We start from the raw sequence: 20,358 nt of genomic DNA, 5'->3' as shown, positions 1-20,358 counted from the left end.
TCCAGTCCTAGCTTCCGAGTCAGTTGTTCAACAACAGGGTCGAAGTTCAGTTATATGAACAGCGATCACCCCCCACCTTCAGGGAGTCGAGATGCTCTCACGCCTGCGGGCGCTCACCGTCGGGACAGCGGTGTGCGCCTCCTCGATACTTGTCGCACCCTCGGCCTTCGCCGAGGTCGAACCCGGTGGCTGGACGTCGGTCTCGCCGACCTTCACGGTGCAGGAGCGAGGGTGCGGTCAGGTCAGCGACCTGACGTTCCAGCTCACTTGCTCCACCGCCAGCGGCGACCAACGGGCTGAACGACGCTATGCCACGTACACCGGAGGCACCCGTCAGTTCGAGGGCTCCTTCCGTGTCACCAGCCTCAGCGGCACCCGGATCAGTCTCAAGCAGACCTTCAACGAGTCGGCCGCGGGCCCGTACTTCATGCTCGCCGTCGAGCGCGGTGGCCGGCTGTACGCGGTCGAGGGCGGCGCCACGCTCTCGAACGCCGGCACCGTCGGGGCGACCGTCCGCGTCAACACCGTGCACCAGGTGGGCAGTCAGCACCGCACCTACATCAACGGCTCGCTCAAGCAGACGATCTCGAGCCCCAGCGGCAGCTTCTACGACAAGTTCGGCGCCTACCGGACCAGCAGCGGCAACGGACCGGCGACCGTGGTGTGGAGCGGCATCCACTTCTGGCGCAAGTAGCCGCCGCCGTATGCCCCTGCGCATGCGCATCGCAGTGCCGGCAGTGCTGCTCGTGGCACTGTCGGCCTGCTCGGCGCCACCGAGGACGACCGCGAGCGAGGCCGGCCGGGCACTGAGCGCCGTCCTGACCACCCCCACCGACATCGACCTGACCTGGAAGGGACAGCGGCCCGGGACATCGGGCCACGTTCTGGAGTTCGCGACGGACCGGGCGGGCCCCTACACCGTCCTGCAGTACCTGCCGCCGAGCGTGGTGGCCTACCGTCACCCTGATCTGATGCCGCACACCACGTTCTTCTACCGGCTGCGGGACATCCGCGGCCCCGCCTCGGACCCGGTCCGGGTGAACCTGCCCGAGGGCGAACTGACCACCGCCGACGAGGAGTCGAGCCATGACTGGCTCCCCGCCCGCAAGGTGGCGGCGCACGAGGTCCCCGGACGGCCCCTGCGGATCTCCGGCACCGGAGCGCCCACCGGGCTCAAGGCCGAGGTCAAGCACGCGAACGGCATCCTCTTCAGCTGGACCGATCACGCCTCGGACGAGGACGGCTTCCTGCTGGAGATCCGCCGGCAGGGCAGCACCGTCTACGAGCCCTTGGTCGTCCTCGACCCGGACATCAACGCGACCGGTCTGATCACCCTCCCGACCGAAAAGCAGGCCTCGTACCGGATCCGTGCCTTCAGCTACGGAGCGCGGTCGAACGTGGTCCGGTTGAAGACCGGGGAATGAGGAGCGGGCGCCCGGCGGACGCGGGGGCGGGCGCGGTCAACTCTCGCCGCCCGCCCGCGACATGCGCAGCGCGAGGTCCTGGAGCAGATCGGCCGACTTCACGTCGGTCCGCCCGGAGTCATGCAGGTCGGCGAGTTCGGAGAAGAGGAACGCGAAGGCGCCCACCAGCGAGATGGTGGCGGGCAAGTAGGCGTCCGCGACGGCTTGCCCGGCCTCCGCGGGGCCCGCGTCGCCGGGGACCTCGACACTCGGGAACACCTCCGTGACGAGCGCGCCGAGCTGGGTCTCGGTCGAGTCGACCTCGGCGTCCTCGTCCTGGGCGATCCTGCGGACCATGGCGTTGGTCTCGGTGAGGACCCCGATGGCTCGCAGGATGATCTCCGTCTGTTCCATGCCGTGAGCCTAGACGGGCGACCCCCTCCGTGGTCAGGGCGTACGGCGATCGGTCCGGCGGCAAGCACCAGACCCCGGACGCGACGCTCGTCGCGGCAGCCGGCACCACGTGAAGTGGCGCTCACCGCGGGTCGGGCATCGCGCGAAGTGGCGCTCAGCGCGGGACGGGGCGGCGCCACGCGAAGCAGTGCTCATCGCAGCCGCGGGCGTACCGCGAAGCGGCACTCACCGCGGCAGCGTGAAGTGGCGCTCACCGCGGCGGCGCGAAGTGGCGCTCACCGCGGTGGCGGCCGCCACTCGAAGAGAAGGATCGTCGCGTCGTCCCGCAGCCGGTCGCTCTGCGCATCGAGGATGGAGTGGATGAGCCGCCGCAGTGTCTCCGGCGCCAGTTCGCCGCCCGCGGTGGCGCGGATGATGGAGTCGGTGAACCGTTCGAGCCCGAACTCGCTGCCGTCGCGGGTCCGTGCCTCGGTGACCCCGTCGGTGTACATCAGGACGCGGTCGCCCGGTTCCAGGGTGATCTCGTGCACCCGGCGCGGCTTCGAGGCCAGCAGGGACGGCAGCCCCATCGGCGGGTCCGCTTCCCGGTCCAGCGCACCGTCGATCACCCGTTCGTCGCGGATGAGCAGCGGCGGAGGGTGCCCGCAGTTGCTCCAGCGCAGCACGCCGGTGGCCAGGTCGAGCTGGGTGACGACCGCGGTGCAGAACTGGTCCGGCAGCCACTGCGACAGGGCGCTGTCGACGGACTTCACCAGCTCCGGCAGATCGGAACCGGTACGGCGCGCGTTGCGACAGGCGGCCAGCGCCAGCGCCGTGGTCAGCCCCGAGGCGAGGTTGTGCCCCATGGCGTCGAGGATCGTGGCGTGCAGCGTGGTCTCGGTCAGCGAGTGGTCGAACGCGTCGCCGCCGACCTCGTAGGCCGGTTCGAGGACCGCGGTCGACAGGGCGTGCGTGGTGCCGATCGTGCGGGGCGGGAGGAAGGCGCGCAGCATCTCGGCCGGCAGCTGCATCGGTTCGGTGCGCATCCGCCGGACGAAGGAGTCCTTGTAGGCACGCTTGGACGTGATCATCATGGCGAGGAGCGCGGCGAGGGTCCTGGCGCGGCGCAACGACGCCGGGTCCAGCGCCGGAGAGCGCACGGCGAGCACGCCGAGCCGTTCCGCCCCGTCCACCAGCGGAAGCCACGCCGTCATCCCGCCGAGCTCCGACTCCTCGACGCGCAACGACTGGGTGCGGTACGTCCACCCGGCGAGCGAGTCGTCGATGTCGAGCGCCCAGGCCATGTCGGTGAGCGGAGTGAGCCGCCGCTGTTGCAGGTCGGCGAGGTAGACGACGGAGTGCTGCAGGCCCAGAGCCTTGGAACAGCGGGCCACCGCGGTGGTCAGGTCCAGCGCCGCGTTGTGCGGGTCGGCGAGGAATTCCGCCAGCAGCCCCTCTTCGGTCTCTGCCGTCGCCACTGCATCTCCCCTCGTCGGGACGTCGGACCGTGATCCGGGTGCGCTTCGAGCAGTCTCACACCGGTCCGCGTCCGTCGCCCGGCGACCGCCGGCACCCCGATGCCGTCGCCCCGCCGTCACGCACCGTGTTCATCACCCGTCCCTGACGTGCCGGAACGTGTGGTCTGGCGCAGCCTGGATACGCGGGCTGCAGGACACCCCACCCGTCCAGGAGGTCACAGACACCATGGGCAGTCAGAACGGCGACGAAGTCATGGGCGACGAGGTCTACCAGCCCGAGGGCCCCGACGGCCGTGAGGACGAGGGCATCCTCGATCCCGAGGACACCCTCACCGACCGTGAGTCCGACCCGTACGAGGAAGGCTGGTCGCCGCCCGAGCGGCCGCTCGGCGTGGAGCACGAGGGCACCACCGCGCGGGAGCAGCAGGAGGGCGAGAGCCTGGACCAGCGCCTGTCCGAGGAACGCCCGGACCCGGGGCCGGCGGAGTCCGATTCCGGCGACGAACTCGGCGACCTCGCCGACGGCGAGGGTGAGCTGCTGGACGACGAGGTGGGCGACGGCCGGGCCGGCCGCCTGGTCGCCCCGGACGAGGGTGCCCACGAGGACGCCGAGAAGGACATGCTCGCCGAGGACGTGGGCATCGACGGCGGCGCGGCCTCCGCGGAGGAGGCGGCCGTCCACCTGATCCCGGACGACGACGACCTCGACTCGCCGTAGACCGACCCTCGGCGGCCTGCCCCCGGCCCCCGCCACTCCCCAGCCCCTGGAGGTCTCCCGTGGATTCCGACGCCGCGCACGGCACCGCCACCACACCCGACCGGCACCACTCCGAAGTGGTCCTTCGGGTGAACGGCAAGCCGCACACGCTCACCGTCGATCACCGGTCGGTCCTCCTGGACGTGCTGCGTGAGGAACTCGACCTCACGGGTGCGAAGAAGGGGTGCGACCACGGCCAGTGCGGCGCGTGCACGGTCCTGGTGGACGGCCGCCGCGTCAACAGCTGTCTGCTCCTGGCGATCAGCCTGGACGGTTGCGAGATCACGACCGTCGAAGGCCTCGCCGGGAGTGGCGGCGAGGAACTCCACCCGCTCCAGCAGGCGTTCGTGGACCGCGACGCCTTCCAGTGCGGCTACTGCACCCCGGGGCAGATCTGCAGCGCCGTCGGCGCCCTGGCCGAGGCCGCCGCAGGCCATCCCTCGTACGTGACCGATCCGGCGACCCCCTCCGGGCAGCCCGTGCCGCTGGGCCCGGACGAGATCCGCGAGCGGCTCAGCGGCAACCTCTGCCGCTGCGGCGCCTATCCGCACATCGTCGAGGCCGTCGAGGACGTGATCCGGTGAAGCCCTTCGCCTATGTATGCGCCGCCAGTGTCGAGGAGGCCGCCGACGCGTACGCGTCGCACCCCGGCGCCCGCTATCTCGGCGGCGGTACCAACCTCGTTGACCTGATGAAGCTCGGCGTGGAACAACCCGCCACCCTCGTCGACGTCAGCCGGCTGCCGCTCGACACGGTGGAGGAGCTGTCCGACGGCTCGGTGCGGATCGGGGCGACGGTCCGCAACAGCGACCTCGCCGCCCATCCCGTGGTCCGGGACCGCTATCCGGTGCTCTCCCAGGCGGTCCTCGCCGGCGCCTCCGGACAGCTGCGCAACGCCGCCACCACCGGCGGCAACCTCCTCCAGCGCACCCGCTGCCCCTACTTCCAGGACGTCAGCAAGCCCTGCAACAAGCGGGAGCCCGGCTCCGGCTGCGCTGCCCGGGACGGCGTCCACCGTGACCACGCCGTGCTCGGCCACTCCGCCGAGTGCATCGCCACGAACCCCTCCGACATGGCCGTCGCGCTGGCCGCACTCGACGCGCGCGTCGAACTGCACGGCTCGGAAGGCGAGCGGAGCATCCCCGTCGCCGAGTTCCACCGCCTTCCCGGGGACCACCCGGAGCGGGACACCGAGATCGGCCCCGGCGAGCTCATCACCGGCGTCGTGCTGCCCGCCGCACCGGCGGGACTGCCCTCGGCATATCGCAAGGCGCGCGACCGGGCCTCGTACGCCTTCGCCCTCGCGTCGGTCGCCGCCGTCCTCGACGTCGCGGACGGCGTCGTCCAGCACGCCGGCATCGCCTTCGGCGCGCTCGCCCACCGGCCCTGGCGCGCCCGGCTCGCCGAACAGGCGCTCCTGGGCGCGGCCCCCACCACGGCCGCCTTCGAGCACGCCGTCGACCTCGAACTCGCCGCCGCCCAACCGCTGCGCGACAACGCCTACAAGGTGACCCTGGCCCGCAATCTCGCCGTGGACGTCCTCGGCGGACTCGCGCCGCCCACCCGTACCTGAACCGGCATCCGAGGCCGGAACCCCGGCATCCACCAGGAGGACCCCATGGCCGCCGACACCGGTATCGCGCTGGGCGGACCCGCCGAGCGACGGGAGGGCCGTGACAAGGTCACCGGCAGCGCCCGGTACGCAGCCGAACACCCGGCGCCCGGCCGGCTCCACGGCTGGCCCGTGACCGCCACCATCGCCCGTGGCACGATCCGCGCGATCGACACCGGGACCGCCCTCGGCCTGCCCGGAGTGCTCACGGTCCTCACCCACGAGAACGCCCCCCAGCTGGCCGAACCGGACGACGCCACGCTCGCCGTACTGCAGAACGCGCGGGTGCCGCACCGCGGTTGGTTCGTCGCCCTGGTCGTCGCCGAGACGCTGGAGGCGGCCCGCGCCGGCGCCGCCGCGGTGCACGTCGACTACGCCGTGGAGGACCACGACGTGACGCTCACCGAGACCCATCCGGCGGCGTACGTCCCGGAAGAGGCCAACGGCGGCTATCCCGCGCGCCGCGAACACGGCGACCCGGAAGCGGCCTTCGCCGCCGCCGCGGTGCGCGTCGACGCCGACTACCGGGTGTCGCCCCTGCACAACCACCCCATGGAGCCCCATGCGGCGACGGCGCGCTGGGAGGACGACCGGCTCGTCGTGCACGACTCCAGCCAGGGCGCGACGACGGTGCGTACGGTGCTGGCCGGGATGTTCAAGCTTCCGGAGGACAGTCTCACCGTCATCTCCGAGCATGTCGGCGGCGGCTTCGGATCGAAGGGCACGCCCCGTCCGCAGGTGGTGCTCGCGGCGATGGCCGCACGGGTGACGGGCCGTCCCGTGACCGTCGTACTGCCCAGACGTCTGCTGCCCGTCGTCGTCGGCCACCGCGCGCCCACCCTGCAGCGCGTGCGGCTCGGAGCCGCGGCCGACGGCACCCTCACCTCGGTCGTCCACGAGGTCACCACGTACACGTCCCGCATCAAGGAGTTCGTGGAGCAGGCGGCGATGCCCACCCGCGTCATGTACGCCTCACCGCACAGCCTCACCACCCACCGCGTGGTCCCGCTGGACGTGCCCAGCCCCTCCTGGATGCGTGCGCCGGGCGAGGCCCCGGGCATGTTCGCCCTGGAGTCCGCCATGGACGAACTGGCCGTCGCCCTCGACATGGATCCGGTGGACCTCCGCATCGCCAACGAGCCGGACACCGAGCCGGACAGCGGCAAGCCGTTCAGCAGCCGGCACCTGGTCGAGTGTCTGCGGGAGGGCGCCCGACGCTTCGACTGGACGCACCGCGACCCCCGTCCGCGCGCCCGGTCCGAAGGCCCTCTCCTGATCGGCTCGGGCGTGGCGGCCGCCACCTACCCGGTGCTGGTCTCGCCCTCCACCGCGAGCGCGCACGCCCTGCCCGACGGGAACTTCGTCGTACGGGTCAATGCCACGGACATCGGCACGGGAGCCCGCACGGTTCTTGCGCAGATCGGTGCCAACGCCCTCCGCGTCCCGCTGGAACGGGTCCGCACCGAGGTGGGCAACAGCGACCTGCCCTCGGCCCCACTGGCCGGCGGCTCGTCCGGCACCGCCTCCTGGGGCTGGGCCGTCCACGAGGCGTGCACACGGCTGCGCACGCGCCTGGCCGAACACACGGGCCCGCTGCCCGACCGGGGAATCGAGGCGAGCGCCGACACGGCCGGGAGCGCCGACGCCGAGAGCTCCTTCGCCCGGCATGCCTTCGGCGCCCACTTCGCCGAGGTCGGCGTCGACACCGTGACCGGAGAGGTACGCGTCCGCCGCCTGCTGGGCGTGTACGCGGCCGGGCGCATCCTCAACGCGCGTACCGCCCGTTCCCAGTTCATCGGCGCCATGACCATGGGGCTCGGGATGGCGCTGACCGAGGGAAGCACGATGGACGCGGCGTTCGGTGACTTCACCGAGGCGGATCTGGCGGCGTACCACGTTCCCGCGCACGCCGACGTCCCCGCTCTCGAAGCGCACTGGATCGACGAGGACGACCCCCATCTCAACCCGATGGGCAGCAAAGGCATCGGCGAGATCGGCATCGTCGGCACGGCGGCCGCCATCGGCAACGCCGTCCACCACGCCACCGGCCTCCGGCTGCGCGAACTGCCCCTGACCCCGGACCGGGTGCTGACGGCCCTCACAGAACACCGTGGCGGGGGACGGCCGAGCGGGGTGTGAGGACGCGAGCAGGGCACAAACACCCGTAGGCCCACGGAGTCGTAGGCCTACGGGTGGCCTCGCGGCGGAGGCCTGTGCGGATGCGGTGTGCTGCGATGCGGTGTGTCGCGCGGTCTCGGTGGGTCCGCGCAACTGACTCCGGAGTCATTCCGGTGTGCGGATCGGTCCCGGAACTATTCCGGTGTGTGGTTCGCTCCTGCCAGCGCCCGGTGTTCCGGACGCCTGCCGAGCCGCTCCGACGGGAGCGCCGCCAGCATGGCCATCAGAGCCGTGAGTGCCGCGAGGACCGCGATGAGCCCCGCGAACCAGGGCGGCGCGGCGCTGATCTCCAGGGCCCTGGTGAGGCCCTGGGAGTGCAGCCGGCCCTGGAACAGCTGAAGGGCGGCCAGTGCCGACGGCACCATCACGCACACGGCGAGCACCGGCAGGGAGCCCCTGAGCGTCAGCGTCACCGCCAGCACGACGCACAGCGCCGACACACCGAGGGCGAACCCGTAGGCGTTGGCGGACGCGCCGTCCCGGTGCAGCGGGAAGTACGCCATCCCGCACACGACGAGCGCGGCGGCCGCCAGCCATCGCGGCCAGGGCGGGGGAGTGGTGCCGCGCACCGAGCTGCGGGTGCGGCGGGTGCGGGGTGTACTGCGGCGGGTGTCCGGTGTCCCCTGGAGGGCTGCCGCGATGGCTGCGGCGGCGTCCGCCTGCGGTGCGTCGGACCGACCCTCGGGTGCGCGCACGGCCCGGACGGGTTCGTGCTGCTCCTGGGCCAGGCGGCCGATGAGCTGGACGAGTTCCTCGATGGGGCGGCTGGCGGCCGCGCGGACCGCTTCCTCGCCGCAGTGCGGCTCCAGCGGTGGCCGGTGCAGCAGTGCCATCAGCCGGGTGACGTCCTCGACCGGGCGGCACTCGGCCGCCGCGCGGATGGCCTCGTCGGCGCAGTCGGGGTTCCGCGGCGGGCGCGTCAGCAGGGCCACGAGCCGGGTGACGTCCTCCACGGACCGGTCCACCCCCACTGCCCGCAGTGCGTCGACGGTCGCTCGCGCATACTCCGGAGACTGCTCCAGGAGCGTGATGAGCTGGAGGACTTCCTCCAGCGGCCGGTCGGCCACGGCGGCGTGCACCAGCCCGTCGACCGGGTTGCTGTAGGCCTCCTGCGCATCGGCCGGCGCGGGTTCCTCACGCGGTGCGTGGGAACGGGGCGTCGCGTCGTGCGGGTCGAGCCTGGGTTCGTCGCGCGGTGCGTGGGAACGGGGTGCCGCGTCGTGCGGGTCGAGCCTGGGTTCCTCACGCGGTGCGTGGGAAAGCGGTGCCGCGTCGTGCGGGTCGGCCCGGCGCTCCTCGTGCGGTGCGTAGGAACGAGGGTGCGTGTCGTGCGGGTCGGCCGGCGCGCGTTCCTCGCGGGAGTACGGGCGCTCGGGACGGTCGTCGGCGTAGCGGACCGGTGCGGGTTCCTCCCGCGACGGGTACGAACGCCGGTCCCCCTCGCGGCTGTCGGCCGGTACACGGCCTTCGCGCGGAGGGTAGGCGGGCGGGGCCGGCGCCCCTGCGGCGGATTCCGCCGCGGGGGACTCCATGAGTGGGTCGACCGCGCTGTCAGCAGGTATCCCGGACGGATCCGGGCCGGGCGAGAACGAGAAAGAGCGGGTGGTCATGGTCGGCTCCATGATGAGGGTGCGGCTGCCATCGCTTCCCCGAAGTGCGATACGCAAGCTGATGCTGACCATTACTAGGGGGCCGTCCTCCGCCCCGCCACTCGGGTGCGGCACCCGTGTGAGTGCCGCCCCGGGCTCTGCGGCCGTCCGGCCGTGCAGTCGACCCGCCGCCGAGTGCCTCGGCGGCCACAACCGCCACCGCGTCGGCCACGGCCGAGAGCGCGGGGGAGTCGAGTCTCCTGCTGTCAGTAGAGGGGGACGTCGACGGTCCGGTCCGGCGCCAGCGGGACGAGCCGGCCGGCGCGCAGCAGCGGATCGGCCTGTACGACGGGCACCATCCCCCAGCCCATTCCGGCGACGACGGCGTCGACGAAACCCTCCGAGGTGGGCAGGAAATGGCGCAGTCTTCCGGCCCCGCGGCCTCCCGCGAGCGTGCGGAGGAACGCGTCCTGGAGGTCGTCGTTCCGGTCGAAGGCCACCACGGGAGCCTCGGCGAGCGGGTCGCCGAGGGGTGCGTCCTGCCGTGCGCCGAGCCATCGTTCGGCGAAGCCGGGGCTCGCCACCGGAAGGTAGGGCATCCGCCCCAGGGGGGGCGCGGACGGAACGACCCGTTACGGGCTCCGGGGACGAGGTCACCGCCGCCATCACCAGCCCCTCGCGCAGAAGGGCCGCCGTGCGGTCCTGGTTCTCACGCCGCAGTTCGAAGCAGAGCCGTAGCTCATCGGGTACGCGGGCGAGTGCCGGCAGGAACCAGGTCGCGAGCGAGTCGGAGTTCACCGCGATGGACAGCCGCGTCGCCTTCCCGGCGCCCGTCATGCCGAGCTCGGCATGGGCATCGTGTTCCAGCCGGGCCAGCCGGGCCAGCCGGGCCAGCCGGCGCGCGAAGCGCACGACGACCTCGCCGGACTCCGTCGGGCGCACCGGCTTGGTGCGCAGCAGCAGTACTGACCGGCGGGTTGCCCGCCGCGCCGGCGCAGGCCACGGGCAGGCCATGGTCGGGGCCGGTGGCGCGCTCCGGCCGGCGCCCTGGCACTCTGGCACCGGAAAGATGTATCGAGCAGCCAGGACGGCCGTGGACACGAGCAAGAGCACCACCGACAGCGATGCGGACCCGGACGACGGGACGTCGGTCCAGGCGGAGCGGGCCACCCACCGCGGCGGTTGGCGCCGTTGGGCCATGGACACCCGGCCCTTGCGGCGGCCGGCCTTTCGCCGGCTCTGGTCGTCGACCATCGTCACGGCCGTGGGCAGCCAGCTCACCGCCGTCGCCGTACCCAAGCAGATCTACGACATCACGGGCTCCTCGGCCTGGGTCGGCTACGCGAGCCTCGCCGGCCTGCTGCCGCTCGTCGTCTTCGCGCTGTGGGGTGGCGCGATCGCCGACAGCATGGACCGGCGCAAGCTGCTCCTCGTCACCAACGCCGGCATAGCCGTCACCTCACTGCTGTTCTGGATCCAGGCCGTCACCGGACTCGGCTCGGTGCTCGTGCTGATGGTGCTGCTCGCCCTCCAGCAGGCCTTCTTCGGTCTGAACTCCCCGGCCCGCAACGCCTCCATCGCCCGGCTGGTCCCCGCGGACGAACTGCCCGCGGCGAACGCGCTCGGCTCGACCGTCATGCAGACCGGACTGGTGGCCGGACCGCTGCTCGCCGGCGCGCTGATCCCCGTCATCGGCCTGGCCGAGCTGTATCTCATCGACGCCGTGGCCCTGTGCGTCACGGTGTGGGCCGTGTTCCGGCTCCCGTCGCTGCCGCCGCTCGGCGCCTCGGCGTCCCGACGGGCCGGCTGGCGGGAGGTCGCCGCCGGCTTCCGTTACATCTCCGGGCACAAGGTGCTGCTGCTCTCGTTCCTCGCCGACATCATCGCGATGGTCTTCGGCATGCCCCGCGCCCTGTTCCCGCAGCTGGCGGCCGAGACGTACGCGCCCTACGGCGAAGGACTCGCGCTCGGGCTGCTGTTCGCGGCGATCCCCGTCGGCGCGGTGGCCGGAGGCCTGCTGTCCGGCACGTTCTCGCGTGCCCGCCGCCACGGCCTCATGGTCATCGCCGCGGTGGTGGCCTGGGGCGCGGCGATCACCGGCTTCGGTCTGAGCACCAGTCTCTGGGTCGCCGTGGCCTTCCTCGCCGCCGCAGGGGTCGCCGACATGGTCTCCATGGTCTTCCGCGGAGCGATCCTGCTGTCGGCCGCCACCGACGAGATGCGCGGACGGATGCAGGGCGTGTTCACGGTGGTGGTGGCGGGCGGCCCCCGTCTGGCGGACGTCCTGCACGGCACGGCCGGTGCGGCCCTGGGCGCGCGTACGGCCGTCGTGGGCGGTGGTCTGCTGGTCATCGCCGCGATGCTGGTACTCGCCGCCGTGACACCGGCGTTGCGTCGCTACGGAACCTGAGCCGGGCCGCGCCGGCCGCTCCTCAGGGCAGGTCCGCGGCGGAGTCCTCGGGGGCCAGGTCCGGGCGCAGCCGGTGCCACGACGGCTGCCTCAGCATCCCGGCCCGCGTCCGTGTGCTGTAGCGGACCTCGCCGACCAGAAGCGGCAGCACCCAGTGCGCACCCGGCACGGGCGGCACCGCGTCGAAGGGGCACGTGTCGCTCTCGGCGGCGCTCAACAGCCGCGCGAGCGCCAGCCGCTCCTCCGCGCTCCACCCGGTTCCCACACTGCCGGCATAGCGCAGCCGTCCCGCCTCGCGCTGTCCCACCAGCACGGCGCCCGGCAGTCCCACCAGGCGGCCACGGCCGGGGGACCAGCCGCCGATGATGACGTCGGCGGTCCTCATGTTGCGGATCTTGATCCAGGCGCGGGAACGCACCCCGGGCTCGTACACGGAGTCGAGCCGTTTGCAGACCAGCCCCTCCAGGGCGTTCTCCCGAGTGGCCCGCAGGGCGGACTCGCCGTGTCCGACGAGCGCCGACGGCGTCGACCAGAAGGGCCCGGCGAGACCGAGCGCCTCCAACTCCTGCCGCCGCCGCGCGTAACGCATCCCTGTCAGGTCGCCCCGCAGATGCATCACGTCGAACAGCATCAGGTGGACCGGGGTCTCCGCGGCCCGGCGCGCGGCCCTGGCCGGTGCGTGTGCCAGGCCCATACGGGACTGCAGCCGCTGGAAGTCCCCGCGCCCCCGCTCGTCCAGGACCACGATCTCCCCGTCCAGGATCGCCGGGGTGCTCCCGAGGGCGCCGCCCAGCGGCAGGAGTTCGGGGTACGCGGCCGTGATGTCCTCCCCGGACCGGGCACGCAGCACCACGGAACCGTCCCCGGGAAGGTAGACCACCACACGCTGGCCGTCCTGCTTCGTCTCGTACGCCCACCGCATGTCCTGCCCGGCCGGGGGCAGCACACCGGGCGTGGCGAGCATGGGGGCGATGCGCGGCAGTGTCACAGGTCAGTTGTCGACAGACCCGGCACGACTCCACTCGTCCCGGGCCGGTGTTTCCCCTGAACGGCGCCGCCCATCGGCCCACCCACCGGAGGGCTACCTCTTCAGGGCCAGGGCCATCAGGGTCTGCAGATGCAGTCCGCGCCGGGCGTCCAGCCCGCCGGAGACTCCGCTGCGCACGGCGGTGGCGAACTCCCGGCGCAGCACGGGCCAGGGCTCCTCCTGGTCGAGTCCGGCGCTGTCGAACACGAGCGTGGGGCGGGAGCCGAAGAGTTCGATGCGGGTGATGCCGCTGGGGACGTTCACCGAGCCGGAGAGCGAGGCCTGGCTGACGGCGCCGTTCTCGTGCTCGCAGGTGAGTTCGATCCAGCGGCGCGGGTCGCCGGTGCCGCGGATGGCGACGATGCGCCCGATGGCCGCGTCCAGCAGGTCCAGCAGATGAGGCCCGAGGTCCAGCAGGGCGCCGTGCTCCAGACGCCAGGTGGTGGCGAAGTCGCCGCCCAGGAACGCGCCGTGGACGAGACAGGAACGGGCGCCCGCGACATCGAGCTCCCGGGCGGTCGCGAGGAACTCGCGGACGACAGGGTGGTAGCGGTTGGTCAGCACGAGCTGGGACACCACCCCCGCGTCCTGGACGGCTTCGGCGAGCCGGCGCGCCGAGGGCAGGTCGGCGCCGAGCGGCTTCTCCAGCAGCAGCGCCTTGCCCGCCTTGGCGGCGCGGTGCGCCAGGTCCGCCTGGACCGCCGGCGGGACGGCGAAGGCGACCGCCTCGCACCCGTCGAGCAGCTCCTCGAAGGTCGTGGCGACGGCGGCTCCGTAGGGCGCGGCGGTCTCCCGCGCCGCTTCGGTCCGGCGGGCCCACACCCCGGTCAGCTGCGTCTCGGGCCCGGCGGCGAGTACGCGGGCGTGCACGGCGCGCGCCCACGGGCCGGCGCCGACGAGCCCGACCCTGACCGGTGAGGAGGACCAGGCTGGCGGAGTGCCGTTCACGGAAGTCCGATCTGTCGTCTCGGTCGTCGCACACTGACGCGACTCCATCACGACACCGGTGGCCCTGACCAGGCCCGGGGCGCGGCGTCCCGAACGGTGAGCCGTCGGGCCCGGATTCCGCCTCTCGCGCCTCTGTTCCGCAAGAGGTGCAGAGCGCCATGATTCGGTGCATGACTTCTCCTCGCGACAAAGACGGCTTCGCGGACGCTCCTGCCCTTCCCGCGCTCGCCGAGGACTGGCAGCGATGTCTCGCCGTGGCGGCCCACCCCGACGACATCGAGTACGGCACGGCGTGCGCGGTCGCCCGCTGGACGGCGCAGGGCAAGCAGGTCACGTATCTCCTGGCGACTCGCGGCGAGGCCGGCATCGACGGCATGCACCCGGACCGCGCGAAGCCCCTGCGCGAGGCCGAGGAACGCGCCGGCGCCCGCGAAGTCGGCGTCGACACCGTCGAGTTCCTCGACCACCCCGACGGAGTCGTCGAGTACGGCCTGGAGCTGCGCCGCGACATCGTGCGGGCCATGCGCCGCCATCGGCCCGAGATCGTGGTGTCCGGCGCGTTCACCGTGCGCATGATCGGCGGCATCACCAACCAGGCCGACCACCGCGTGGTGGGTCTGGCCACCCTGGACGCGGCGCGGGACGCCGGCAACCGGTGGATCTTCCCGGAACTGGCCGACGAGGGGCTGGAGCCCTGGAACGGCATCCGGATGGTGTGCATTGCGGGCGCCGAGCAGTCCACCCACGGTGTGGACGTCACCGGCGAGCCGCTGGAACGCGGTATCGCCTCCCTGGAGGCACACGTCGAGTACACCAAGGGGCTGGGAGCGCAGGCCCCCGAACCGCGCCCGTTCCTGACCTGGGTGGCCCGGATGGCCGGTCCCGCCCTGGGTGTCGAGGCCGCGGTCCTCTTCGACGTGCACCAGTTCGTCCCGGACGGTCCGCCGCCCTGGGTGTGAGTGGAACCAGGTCACCACGACACGCTGCGGTGGGCCGGCGGAGGAACGTGATCTGATCGATGGGTTTTCGCGTCGAGGCCGCCCCTAAGCTGACCGGAATTGATCACGCCACCCCCAGGAGCGAACGTGACACTGCCTCGACAGCGGCCCTCCAGACGCCCGACCGTCCTTCGCCGGGAAGCAGTTGTCGCGGCGGTCCCCGTCGCCGTCGCGGCCCTGCTCGTGGCGGCCTCGCCGGCGGCGGCCGGGACCGTGGGCGCCGCCGGGGCGGGAGACCCGTACTTCACCCTGGCCGGCAACGGCGGCTACGACGTCCGCCACTACGCGCTGACCCTGGGGTACGACACGGGGACCCGGCACCTCGACGGCAAGGCGGTGCTCACCGCCCGCGCCACCCAGCGGCTCACGCGGTTCGATCTCGACCTCAAGGGCCTGAAGGTCACCGGCGTGACGGTCGGTCACCAGAAGGCGGCCTTCCGCCGGGACGGCCAGGAACTCGTCGTCACCCCGCGGCACGCGCTGCGCAAGGGCCAGGAGTTCCGCGTCACCGTCACCTACCGGGGCACTCCCAAGCCGGTGACCGACCCGGACGGTTCCCTGGACGGCTGGATCCCCACCGACGACGGCGCGTTCGTGGCCGGCGAGCCGCAGGGCGCCATGACCTGGTTCCCCGGCAACAACCACCCCACGGACAAGGCGTCCTACGACATCACGATCACCGTGCCCGAAGGCCGTGCGGCGGTCTCCAACGGTGTCCTGCTCGGGCAGCGGACGAACCACGGCCGCACCACCTTCCGCTGGCGGCAGACGGAGCCGATGGCCGCGTACCTGGCGACAGCGACGGTGGGCAAGTTCAAGGTCGAGCAGTTCACCACCCCGGACGGCCTCAAGGTCTACAACGCCGTCGACCCGCGCGAGGCGACCGCCGCCGCCCCCGTGCTCAAGAAGCTCCCGTCGGTTCTCGCCTGGGAAAGCAGCGTCTTCGGCCCCTACCCCTTCCGTGCCGCCGGTTCCATCGTCGACCACGCCCCGCAGGTCGGATACGCCCTGGAGACCCAGACGCGACCGGTCTACGACCGGGCACCCGACCTGGGCACCCTCGTCCACGAGAGCGCGCACCAGTGGTTCGGCGACTCCGTCTCGCTGACCACCTGGAAGGACATCTGGCTCAACGAGGGCTTCGCCACCTACGCCGAGTGGCTCTACACGGAGCAGCACGGCGGCAAGAGCGCCCAGAAGACCTTCGACGCCCTGTACGCGCGACCGGCGAGCGACGACCTGTGGGCGTTCGCCCCCGCGGACCCGGGCGACGGAGCGCACATCTTCGAGACACCCGTGTACGCCCGCGGCGCCATGGCCCTGCAGAAGCTGCGCACCACCGTCGGCGATCCCGCCTTCTTCGGCATCCTGCGCGCCTGGGTCGCCGACCACCGCGACGGGCACGGTACGACGGCGCAGTTCATCCGCCTCTCGGAGCGGCTCTCCGGCAAGGAGCTCGGCGCACTGTTCCACACCTGGATCGGCACGGCGGGCAAACCGTCCTCCCCGTGAGACACGCGGGCGGATGGCCGCCCGCCGTCAGGCAGGCCGCAGCCACAGCGTCGCCAGCGGCGGCACGGTCAGGCTCAGCGAGACCGGGCGGCCGTGGCTCGGCTCCGGCTCGGGCTTCAGCGGGCCCTCGTTGGTGACGTCGCTGCCGCCGTAGCGGGCGAGGTCGGTGTTCAGGACCTCGTGCCAGGCGGGGACGTCGTCGGGGACGCCGAGCCGGTACTCGTGCCGGACCACCGGCGAGAAGTTGCTCACCGCGAGGAGCGGTGAGCCGTCGGCGTCGTAGCGGAGGAAGGCGAAGAGGTTGTCCTCGGCGGCGTCCCCGACGACCCAGGCGAAGCCGCCGGGGTCGGTGTCGCGCTGCCACAGGGCGGGTTCCCGGCGGTAGACGGAGTTCAGGTCGCGGACGAGATCGCGGACACCCCGGTGGTCGGGCTCCGCGCTGTAGTCCGGGTCGAGCAGCCACCAGTCCGGCCCCTGAGCCTCCGACCATTCGCCGCCCTGGGCGAACTCCTGCCCCATGAACAGGAGTTGCTTGCCCGGGTGGGCCCACATGTAGCCGAGGTAGGCGCGCTCGTTGGCCCGCTGCTGCCACCAGTCGCCCGGCATCTTCGACACCAACGCCTGCTTGCCGTGGACGACTTCGTCGTGGGAGATGGGCAGCACGTAGTTCTCGCTGTAGGCGTACACCATCGAGAAGGTCATCTCGTTGTGGTGGTACTTGCGATGCACCGGGTCCTTCGAGATGTAGACCAGCGAGTCGTGCATCCAGCCCATGTTCCACTTCAGGCCGAAGCCGAGCCCGCCGTCGCAGGTCGGCCGGGTGACGCCGTCCCAGGCGGTCGACTCCTCCGCGATGGTCACGACGCCCGGGTTGCGCCGGTAGAGCGTGGCGTTCATCTCCTGGAGGAACGCGACGGCATGGAGATCCTCGTTGCCGCCGTACATGTTGGGTGTCCACTGGCCCGGCTCGCGGGAGTAGTCGAGGTAGAGCATGGAGGCGACGGCGTCCACGCGCAGGCCGTCGATGTGGAACTCCTCGCACCAGTACACGGCGTTGGCGACCAGGAAGTTGCGCACCTCACGGCGGCCGTAGTCGAACTCCAGCGTCCCCCAGTCGGGGTGGGCGGCCCGCGCGGGGTCCCCGTGCTCGTACAGGGGGGTGCCGTCGAACTCGGCCAGTGCCCAGTCGTCACGCGGGAAGTGCGCCGGCACCCAGTCCATCAGGACCCCGATCCCGGCCCGGTGCAGGGCGTCGACCAGGTACTTGAAGTCGTCCGGCGTGCCGAGCCGCGACGTGGGCGCGTAGAACCCCGTGATCTGGTAGCCCCAGGAGCCGCCGAAGGGGTGCTCGGCCACCGGCATCAGTTCCACATGGGTGAAGCCCAAGTCAGCGACATACGAGGGGAGTTGCTCGGCCAGCTCGCGGTACGTCAGCCCCGGCCGCCAGGACGCCAGGTGGACCTCGTACACGGAGAGGGGGGCCTCGTGCAGCGGGAGATCCGTGCGGTGCGTCAGCCAGGCGTCGTCCCCCCACTCGTAGGAGGACTCCGTGACGATCGAGGCGGTCGCCGGGGGCACCTCGGTGCGCCGGGCCATCGGGTCGGCGCGCACGGTGTGCGTGCCGTCGGGCCGGGTGATGTCGAACTTGTACGGCGTCCCCGCCCCGATGCCGGGCAGGAACAGCTCCCACACCCCCGTCGCACCGAGCGAGCGCATGGGATACGCGCTGCCGTCCCAGTGGCAGAAGTCGCCGCAGACCCGGACCCCTTGGGCGTTCGGCGCCCACACCGTGAAGCGGGTGCCGAGGACGCCCTCGTGGACCATCGGGTGGGCGCCCAGGGCCCGCCACAGCTCCTCGTGCCGTCCCTCACTGATCAGATGCAGATCGAGCTCGCCCAGGGCGGGCAGGAAGCGGTAGGGGTCCGGCACCTCGGACTCGCCGCCGTCGTACGTCACCAGCAGCGTGTACTCCGGGACGGCGTCGAGCGCCAGAATGCCCGCGAAGAGACCGTCCCCCACGTCCTTCAGCTTGGCGCGCCACCCGTCGACCAGGACACTCACGGTCTTGGCGAAGGGCCGCAGAACCCGGAACCGGATGCCCCCCGGAACCGGGTGCGCGCCGAGCAGGGAGTGCGGGTCGTGGTGGGCGCCCGACAGCAGGCGCGCACGGTCCGTCGCGTCCATGGCGGCCGCCGGCCGTACGCCGAGACTGCCGTGCCCGGGTTCGGGCGGTCCCGCTCCGGGCGTGGTCGCGGGCGCCTCCGTCGGCAGCACGGGGAGGGGCGGTTCGGGAACGACGGTCGTGTGCGGTGCCACGGGGGTCAGCCTCCTTGGGGCGGGGAAAAGGGCGAGCGGGGCGGGCGGCGGAATCACTGCCGTGGCGGCCGCAGTGTCGTTTCGGCGAGCCGGGTGATCGCCGTCATCGGCACCGGCAGCCAGTCGGGCCGGTGCCGGGCCTCGTACAGCACCTCGTACACGGCTCTGTCCGTCTCGTAGGCGCGCAGCACCTCGGGCTCCTCCCGGGGATCCCACCGCGCCTGGGCGGCGTAGCCCGAGCAGTAGGCGTCCCGGCAGCGCTGCGACCACTCCGGCCGCCACGGCCGCCGGGAACGGGCCGCGTAGTCGAAGGAGCGCAGCATGCCCGCGACATCACGGGCCGGCGACTGGGCGTGCCTGCGTTCGGCCAGCGGGCGGGCCGGCTCCCCCTCGAAATCGATGACGAACCACCGCTGTCCGGCCCGCAGCACCTGGCCGAGGTGGAGGTCGCCGTGGATCCGCTGTGCGGGGTGGGCCGTGTCGAGGCGCGCGAGCGCGTCGTAGGCGGACTGGAGTCCGGGCACATACGGCAGCAGCGCGGGCACGGACCGCGCGGTGGCGTGCAGCCGCTCGGTCATCGCGTCCGCGAGGCGCCCGTTGTGCCGCCGGGTCGGGGTCTCCGGCGGGAAGGCCGCGGCCAGCGCCAGATGTACTTCGGCGGTGGCTCGCCCCAGCGCGTACGCCTCGTGGGTGAAGTCGCGCTCGGAGGTGAGCGATTCGACCGCCAGCGCCCAGCCGTCGGAGGCGTCGCGCAGATACGGCTGGAGTACTCCGAGTGTGGCCTGCTCGGGCTGTGACGTCCGGAACCAGGCCGCGGGCGCGGGTACGCGTGTGCAGCCCTGCCGGGCCAGCGACCACGGCACTTCCAGGTCCGGGTTGATCCCGGGCTGGACCCGCCGGAAGACCTTCAGGATGAAGGAATCCCCGTACACCAGCGAGGAGTTGGACTGTTCGGCATCGAGCAGACGCGGGGCCAGACCGGTGGGGATCGGCACCCGGGTGTCGCGCTCGAAGCGCAGCGGGCCCGCCGTGCCCGGGTGGCGCAGCCGCTCCAGGAGGAGCCCCGCCGCATCGGGATCCTGGAGGGCGTCGTACACCGTCAGGCCGGCCAGCGGGCCCTCGTCGGCACGGCCGATGAGGGTGTGGGCGAGCCGCGGCGGCAGCATCTCCCGTACGCCGAGCAGCAGTTGGTAGCAGTCGTCGGCCGGGGGAGTGCCTCCGGGGCCATGGCCGGTGCCTGTGCCCTCGTGTCCGGCGTGCACCAGGACGTGCAGACAGCCGGGGTGCAGCTCGGTCACCGACAGCAGGGTCAGTTCCGTGATGGTCCGCCCCTTGCCCGCGAACCAGCGCTGCCGCGGCAGCCACGCGTGCAGCAGCTCGTCGAGCGAGCTCAACAGCCCGACGAGATCGAGGCTTCCAGGTCTCTGCAGTGCGGTGTTCTGCATGGCGACGCGTCCTTTCAGAGGTTCACGTTCAAGAACGCCGGATGACGCGGGAGGAGAGGGCGCGGAGCCGGAACCAGTAGAAGCCGTGGCCCGCCATGGTCAGCAGATACGGCAGTTCGCCGATGGCGGGGAAGCGCACCCCGCCGATCAGTTCGACGGGATGGCGTCCGTTGAACTCGCGCAGGTCCAGTTCGGTGGGCTGCGCGAACCGGGAGAAGTTGTGGACGCACAGGACGAGGTCGTCCTTGTATTCGCGCAGGAAGGCGATGACGGCGGGGTTGGAGGAGGGCAG

At 72.3% G+C, this 20,358-nt stretch carries 17 protein-coding genes and 1 pseudogene; 9 read left to right on the top strand and 9 right to left on the bottom strand.

Translation table 11 applies throughout. From position 1 onward, the window contains the following. Positions 1 to 91: 91 nt before the first annotated feature. Together ACFWM2_RS07715 and ACFWM2_RS07710 are read left to right on the top strand one after the other, a co-directional pair. Positions 92 to 694 (top strand): hypothetical protein, encoded by a 603-nt coding sequence (locus ACFWM2_RS07715; RefSeq protein WP_383274324.1) that lies wholly within the window; start codon positions 92 to 94, stop codon positions 692 to 694. Positions 695 to 716: 22 nt separating this feature from the next. Then, a complete protein-coding gene (locus ACFWM2_RS07710; protein WP_383274321.1) occupies positions 717 to 1,424 on the top strand; it encodes a fibronectin type III domain-containing protein in 708 nt (235 codons plus the stop codon). A 36-nt stretch (positions 1,425 to 1,460) separates the two neighbouring features. Here the strand turns inward: ACFWM2_RS07710 and ACFWM2_RS07705 are convergent, their stop codons facing one another. Both ACFWM2_RS07705 and ACFWM2_RS07700 read right to left on the bottom strand, forming a co-directional pair. Beyond that, the gene (locus ACFWM2_RS07705; protein ID WP_383274318.1) at positions 1,461 to 1,817 is read right to left on the bottom strand and encodes a hypothetical protein; all 357 of its coding nucleotides are present in this window, start codon (positions 1,815 to 1,817) and stop codon (positions 1,461 to 1,463) included. A 275-nt stretch (positions 1,818 to 2,092) separates the two neighbouring features. Then, complete coding sequence (locus ACFWM2_RS07700) at positions 2,093 to 3,274, bottom strand: PP2C family protein-serine/threonine phosphatase (RefSeq protein WP_383274315.1); 1,182 nt, start codon at positions 3,272 to 3,274, stop codon at positions 2,093 to 2,095. A gap of 226 nt (positions 3,275 to 3,500) precedes the next feature. Here ACFWM2_RS07700 and ACFWM2_RS07695 point away from each other — a divergent pair, with 226 nt between their 5' ends. From ACFWM2_RS07695 to ACFWM2_RS07680, 4 genes are read left to right on the top strand one after another with little or no spacing between them, the layout of a single operon-like run. After that, complete coding sequence (locus tag ACFWM2_RS07695) at positions 3,501 to 3,992, top strand: DUF5709 domain-containing protein (protein WP_383274312.1); 492 nt, start codon at positions 3,501 to 3,503, stop codon at positions 3,990 to 3,992. 59 nt (positions 3,993 to 4,051) lie between these two features. After that, the gene (locus tag ACFWM2_RS07690; RefSeq protein WP_383274309.1) at positions 4,052 to 4,615 is read left to right on the top strand and encodes a (2Fe-2S)-binding protein; all 564 of its coding nucleotides are present in this window, start codon (positions 4,052 to 4,054) and stop codon (positions 4,613 to 4,615) included. After that, complete coding sequence (locus ACFWM2_RS07685) at positions 4,612 to 5,604, top strand: FAD binding domain-containing protein (protein ID WP_383274306.1); 993 nt, start codon at positions 4,612 to 4,614, stop codon at positions 5,602 to 5,604. Before ACFWM2_RS07690 ends, ACFWM2_RS07685 begins: the two co-directional genes overlap by 4 nt. 45 nt (positions 5,605 to 5,649) lie before the next feature. Then, the gene (locus ACFWM2_RS07680; protein WP_383274303.1) at positions 5,650 to 7,782 is read left to right on the top strand and encodes a xanthine dehydrogenase family protein molybdopterin-binding subunit; all 2,133 of its coding nucleotides are present in this window, start codon (positions 5,650 to 5,652) and stop codon (positions 7,780 to 7,782) included. A 173-nt stretch (positions 7,783 to 7,955) separates the two neighbouring features. Here the strand turns inward: ACFWM2_RS07680 and ACFWM2_RS07675 are convergent, their stop codons facing one another. Further along, entirely contained in the window at positions 7,956 to 9,431 is a 1,476-nt protein-coding gene (locus ACFWM2_RS07675; protein ID WP_383274300.1) for a hypothetical protein, read from the bottom strand. A 172-nt stretch (positions 9,432 to 9,603) separates the two neighbouring features. Then, positions 9,604 to 10,376, bottom strand: a pseudogene (locus ACFWM2_RS07670) (ArgP/LysG family DNA-binding transcriptional regulator); the annotation flags it as partial. A 127-nt stretch (positions 10,377 to 10,503) separates the two neighbouring features. On the opposite strand from ACFWM2_RS07670, the gene ACFWM2_RS07665 reads away from it, so the two are divergent. Further along, positions 10,504 to 11,820: an MFS transporter gene (locus ACFWM2_RS07665; protein WP_383274297.1), complete on the top strand. Its 1,317-nt coding sequence runs from the start codon at positions 10,504 to 10,506 to the stop codon at positions 11,818 to 11,820. Positions 11,821 to 11,842: 22 nt separating this feature from the next. Here the strand turns inward: ACFWM2_RS07665 and ACFWM2_RS07660 are convergent, their stop codons facing one another. Then, on the bottom strand, positions 11,843 to 12,808 hold the full coding sequence (locus tag ACFWM2_RS07660; RefSeq protein WP_383274294.1) for an ATP-dependent DNA ligase: 966 nt from the start codon (positions 12,806 to 12,808) through the stop codon (positions 11,843 to 11,845). A 93-nt stretch (positions 12,809 to 12,901) separates the two neighbouring features. After that, positions 12,902 to 13,795, bottom strand: coding sequence for a Gfo/Idh/MocA family protein (locus ACFWM2_RS07655; RefSeq protein WP_383274291.1), 894 nt, complete (start codon positions 13,793 to 13,795; stop codon positions 12,902 to 12,904). A 170-nt stretch (positions 13,796 to 13,965) separates the two neighbouring features. Here ACFWM2_RS07655 and ACFWM2_RS07650 point away from each other — a divergent pair, with 170 nt between their 5' ends. Both ACFWM2_RS07650 and ACFWM2_RS07645 read left to right on the top strand, forming a co-directional pair. Beyond that, positions 13,966 to 14,754, top strand: coding sequence for a PIG-L deacetylase family protein (locus ACFWM2_RS07650; protein ID WP_383274288.1), 789 nt, complete (start codon positions 13,966 to 13,968; stop codon positions 14,752 to 14,754). Between the two features lie 126 nt (positions 14,755 to 14,880). After that, positions 14,881 to 16,305, top strand: coding sequence for a M1 family metallopeptidase (locus ACFWM2_RS07645; RefSeq protein ID WP_383274284.1), 1,425 nt, complete (start codon positions 14,881 to 14,883; stop codon positions 16,303 to 16,305). Positions 16,306 to 16,332: 27 nt separating this feature from the next. Here ACFWM2_RS07645 and glgB read toward each other — a convergent pair whose 3' ends face one another. The 3 genes from glgB to ACFWM2_RS07630 form a co-directional block, all read right to left on the bottom strand. Beyond that, complete coding sequence (gene glgB, locus ACFWM2_RS07640; protein WP_383274281.1) at positions 16,333 to 18,621, bottom strand: 1,4-alpha-glucan branching enzyme; 2,289 nt, start codon at positions 18,619 to 18,621, stop codon at positions 16,333 to 16,335. A 53-nt stretch (positions 18,622 to 18,674) separates the two neighbouring features. Next, positions 18,675 to 20,066, bottom strand: coding sequence for a maltokinase (locus ACFWM2_RS07635; RefSeq protein WP_383274277.1), 1,392 nt, complete (start codon positions 20,064 to 20,066; stop codon positions 18,675 to 18,677). 28 nt (positions 20,067 to 20,094) lie between these two features. Further along, positions 20,095 to 20,358, bottom strand: a 264-nt coding sequence (locus tag ACFWM2_RS07630; protein WP_383274274.1) for an alpha-glucosidase C-terminal domain-containing protein, incomplete at its 5' end; no start/stop codon positions are given.

Source organism: Streptomyces sp. NPDC058371 (assembly GCF_042723265.1).
In the GTDB taxonomy this organism is placed as follows: Bacteria; Actinomycetota; Actinomycetes; order Streptomycetales; family Streptomycetaceae; genus Streptomyces.
Note: the sequence above shows the minus strand (reverse complement) of the source record. Positions and strands in the feature narration are given on the sequence as shown.

What these genes read in the sequence shown, in the direction of transcription:
- ACFWM2_RS07695 (WP_383274312.1), top strand. Translation starts at nt 3,501, where the DNA reads ATGGGCAGTCAGAACGGCGACGAAGTCATGGGCGACGAGGTCTACCAG.
- ACFWM2_RS07710 (WP_383274321.1), top strand. Translation starts at nt 717, where the DNA reads ATGCGCATCGCAGTGCCGGCAGTGCTGCTCGTGGCACTGTCGGCCTGC.
- ACFWM2_RS07680 (WP_383274303.1), top strand. Translation starts at nt 5,650, where the DNA reads ATGGCCGCCGACACCGGTATCGCGCTGGGCGGACCCGCCGAGCGACGG.
- ACFWM2_RS07715 (WP_383274324.1), top strand. Translation starts at nt 92, where the DNA reads ATGCTCTCACGCCTGCGGGCGCTCACCGTCGGGACAGCGGTGTGCGCC.
- ACFWM2_RS07650 (WP_383274288.1), top strand. Translation starts at nt 13,966, where the DNA reads ATGACTTCTCCTCGCGACAAAGACGGCTTCGCGGACGCTCCTGCCCTT.
- ACFWM2_RS07675 (WP_383274300.1), bottom strand. Translation starts at nt 9,431, where the DNA reads ATGACCACCCGCTCTTTCTCGTTCTCGCCCGGCCCGGATCCGTCCGGG.
- ACFWM2_RS07635 (WP_383274277.1), bottom strand. Translation starts at nt 20,066, where the DNA reads ATGCAGAACACCGCACTGCAGAGACCTGGAAGCCTCGATCTCGTCGGG.
- ACFWM2_RS07705 (WP_383274318.1), bottom strand. Translation starts at nt 1,817, where the DNA reads ATGGAACAGACGGAGATCATCCTGCGAGCCATCGGGGTCCTCACCGAG.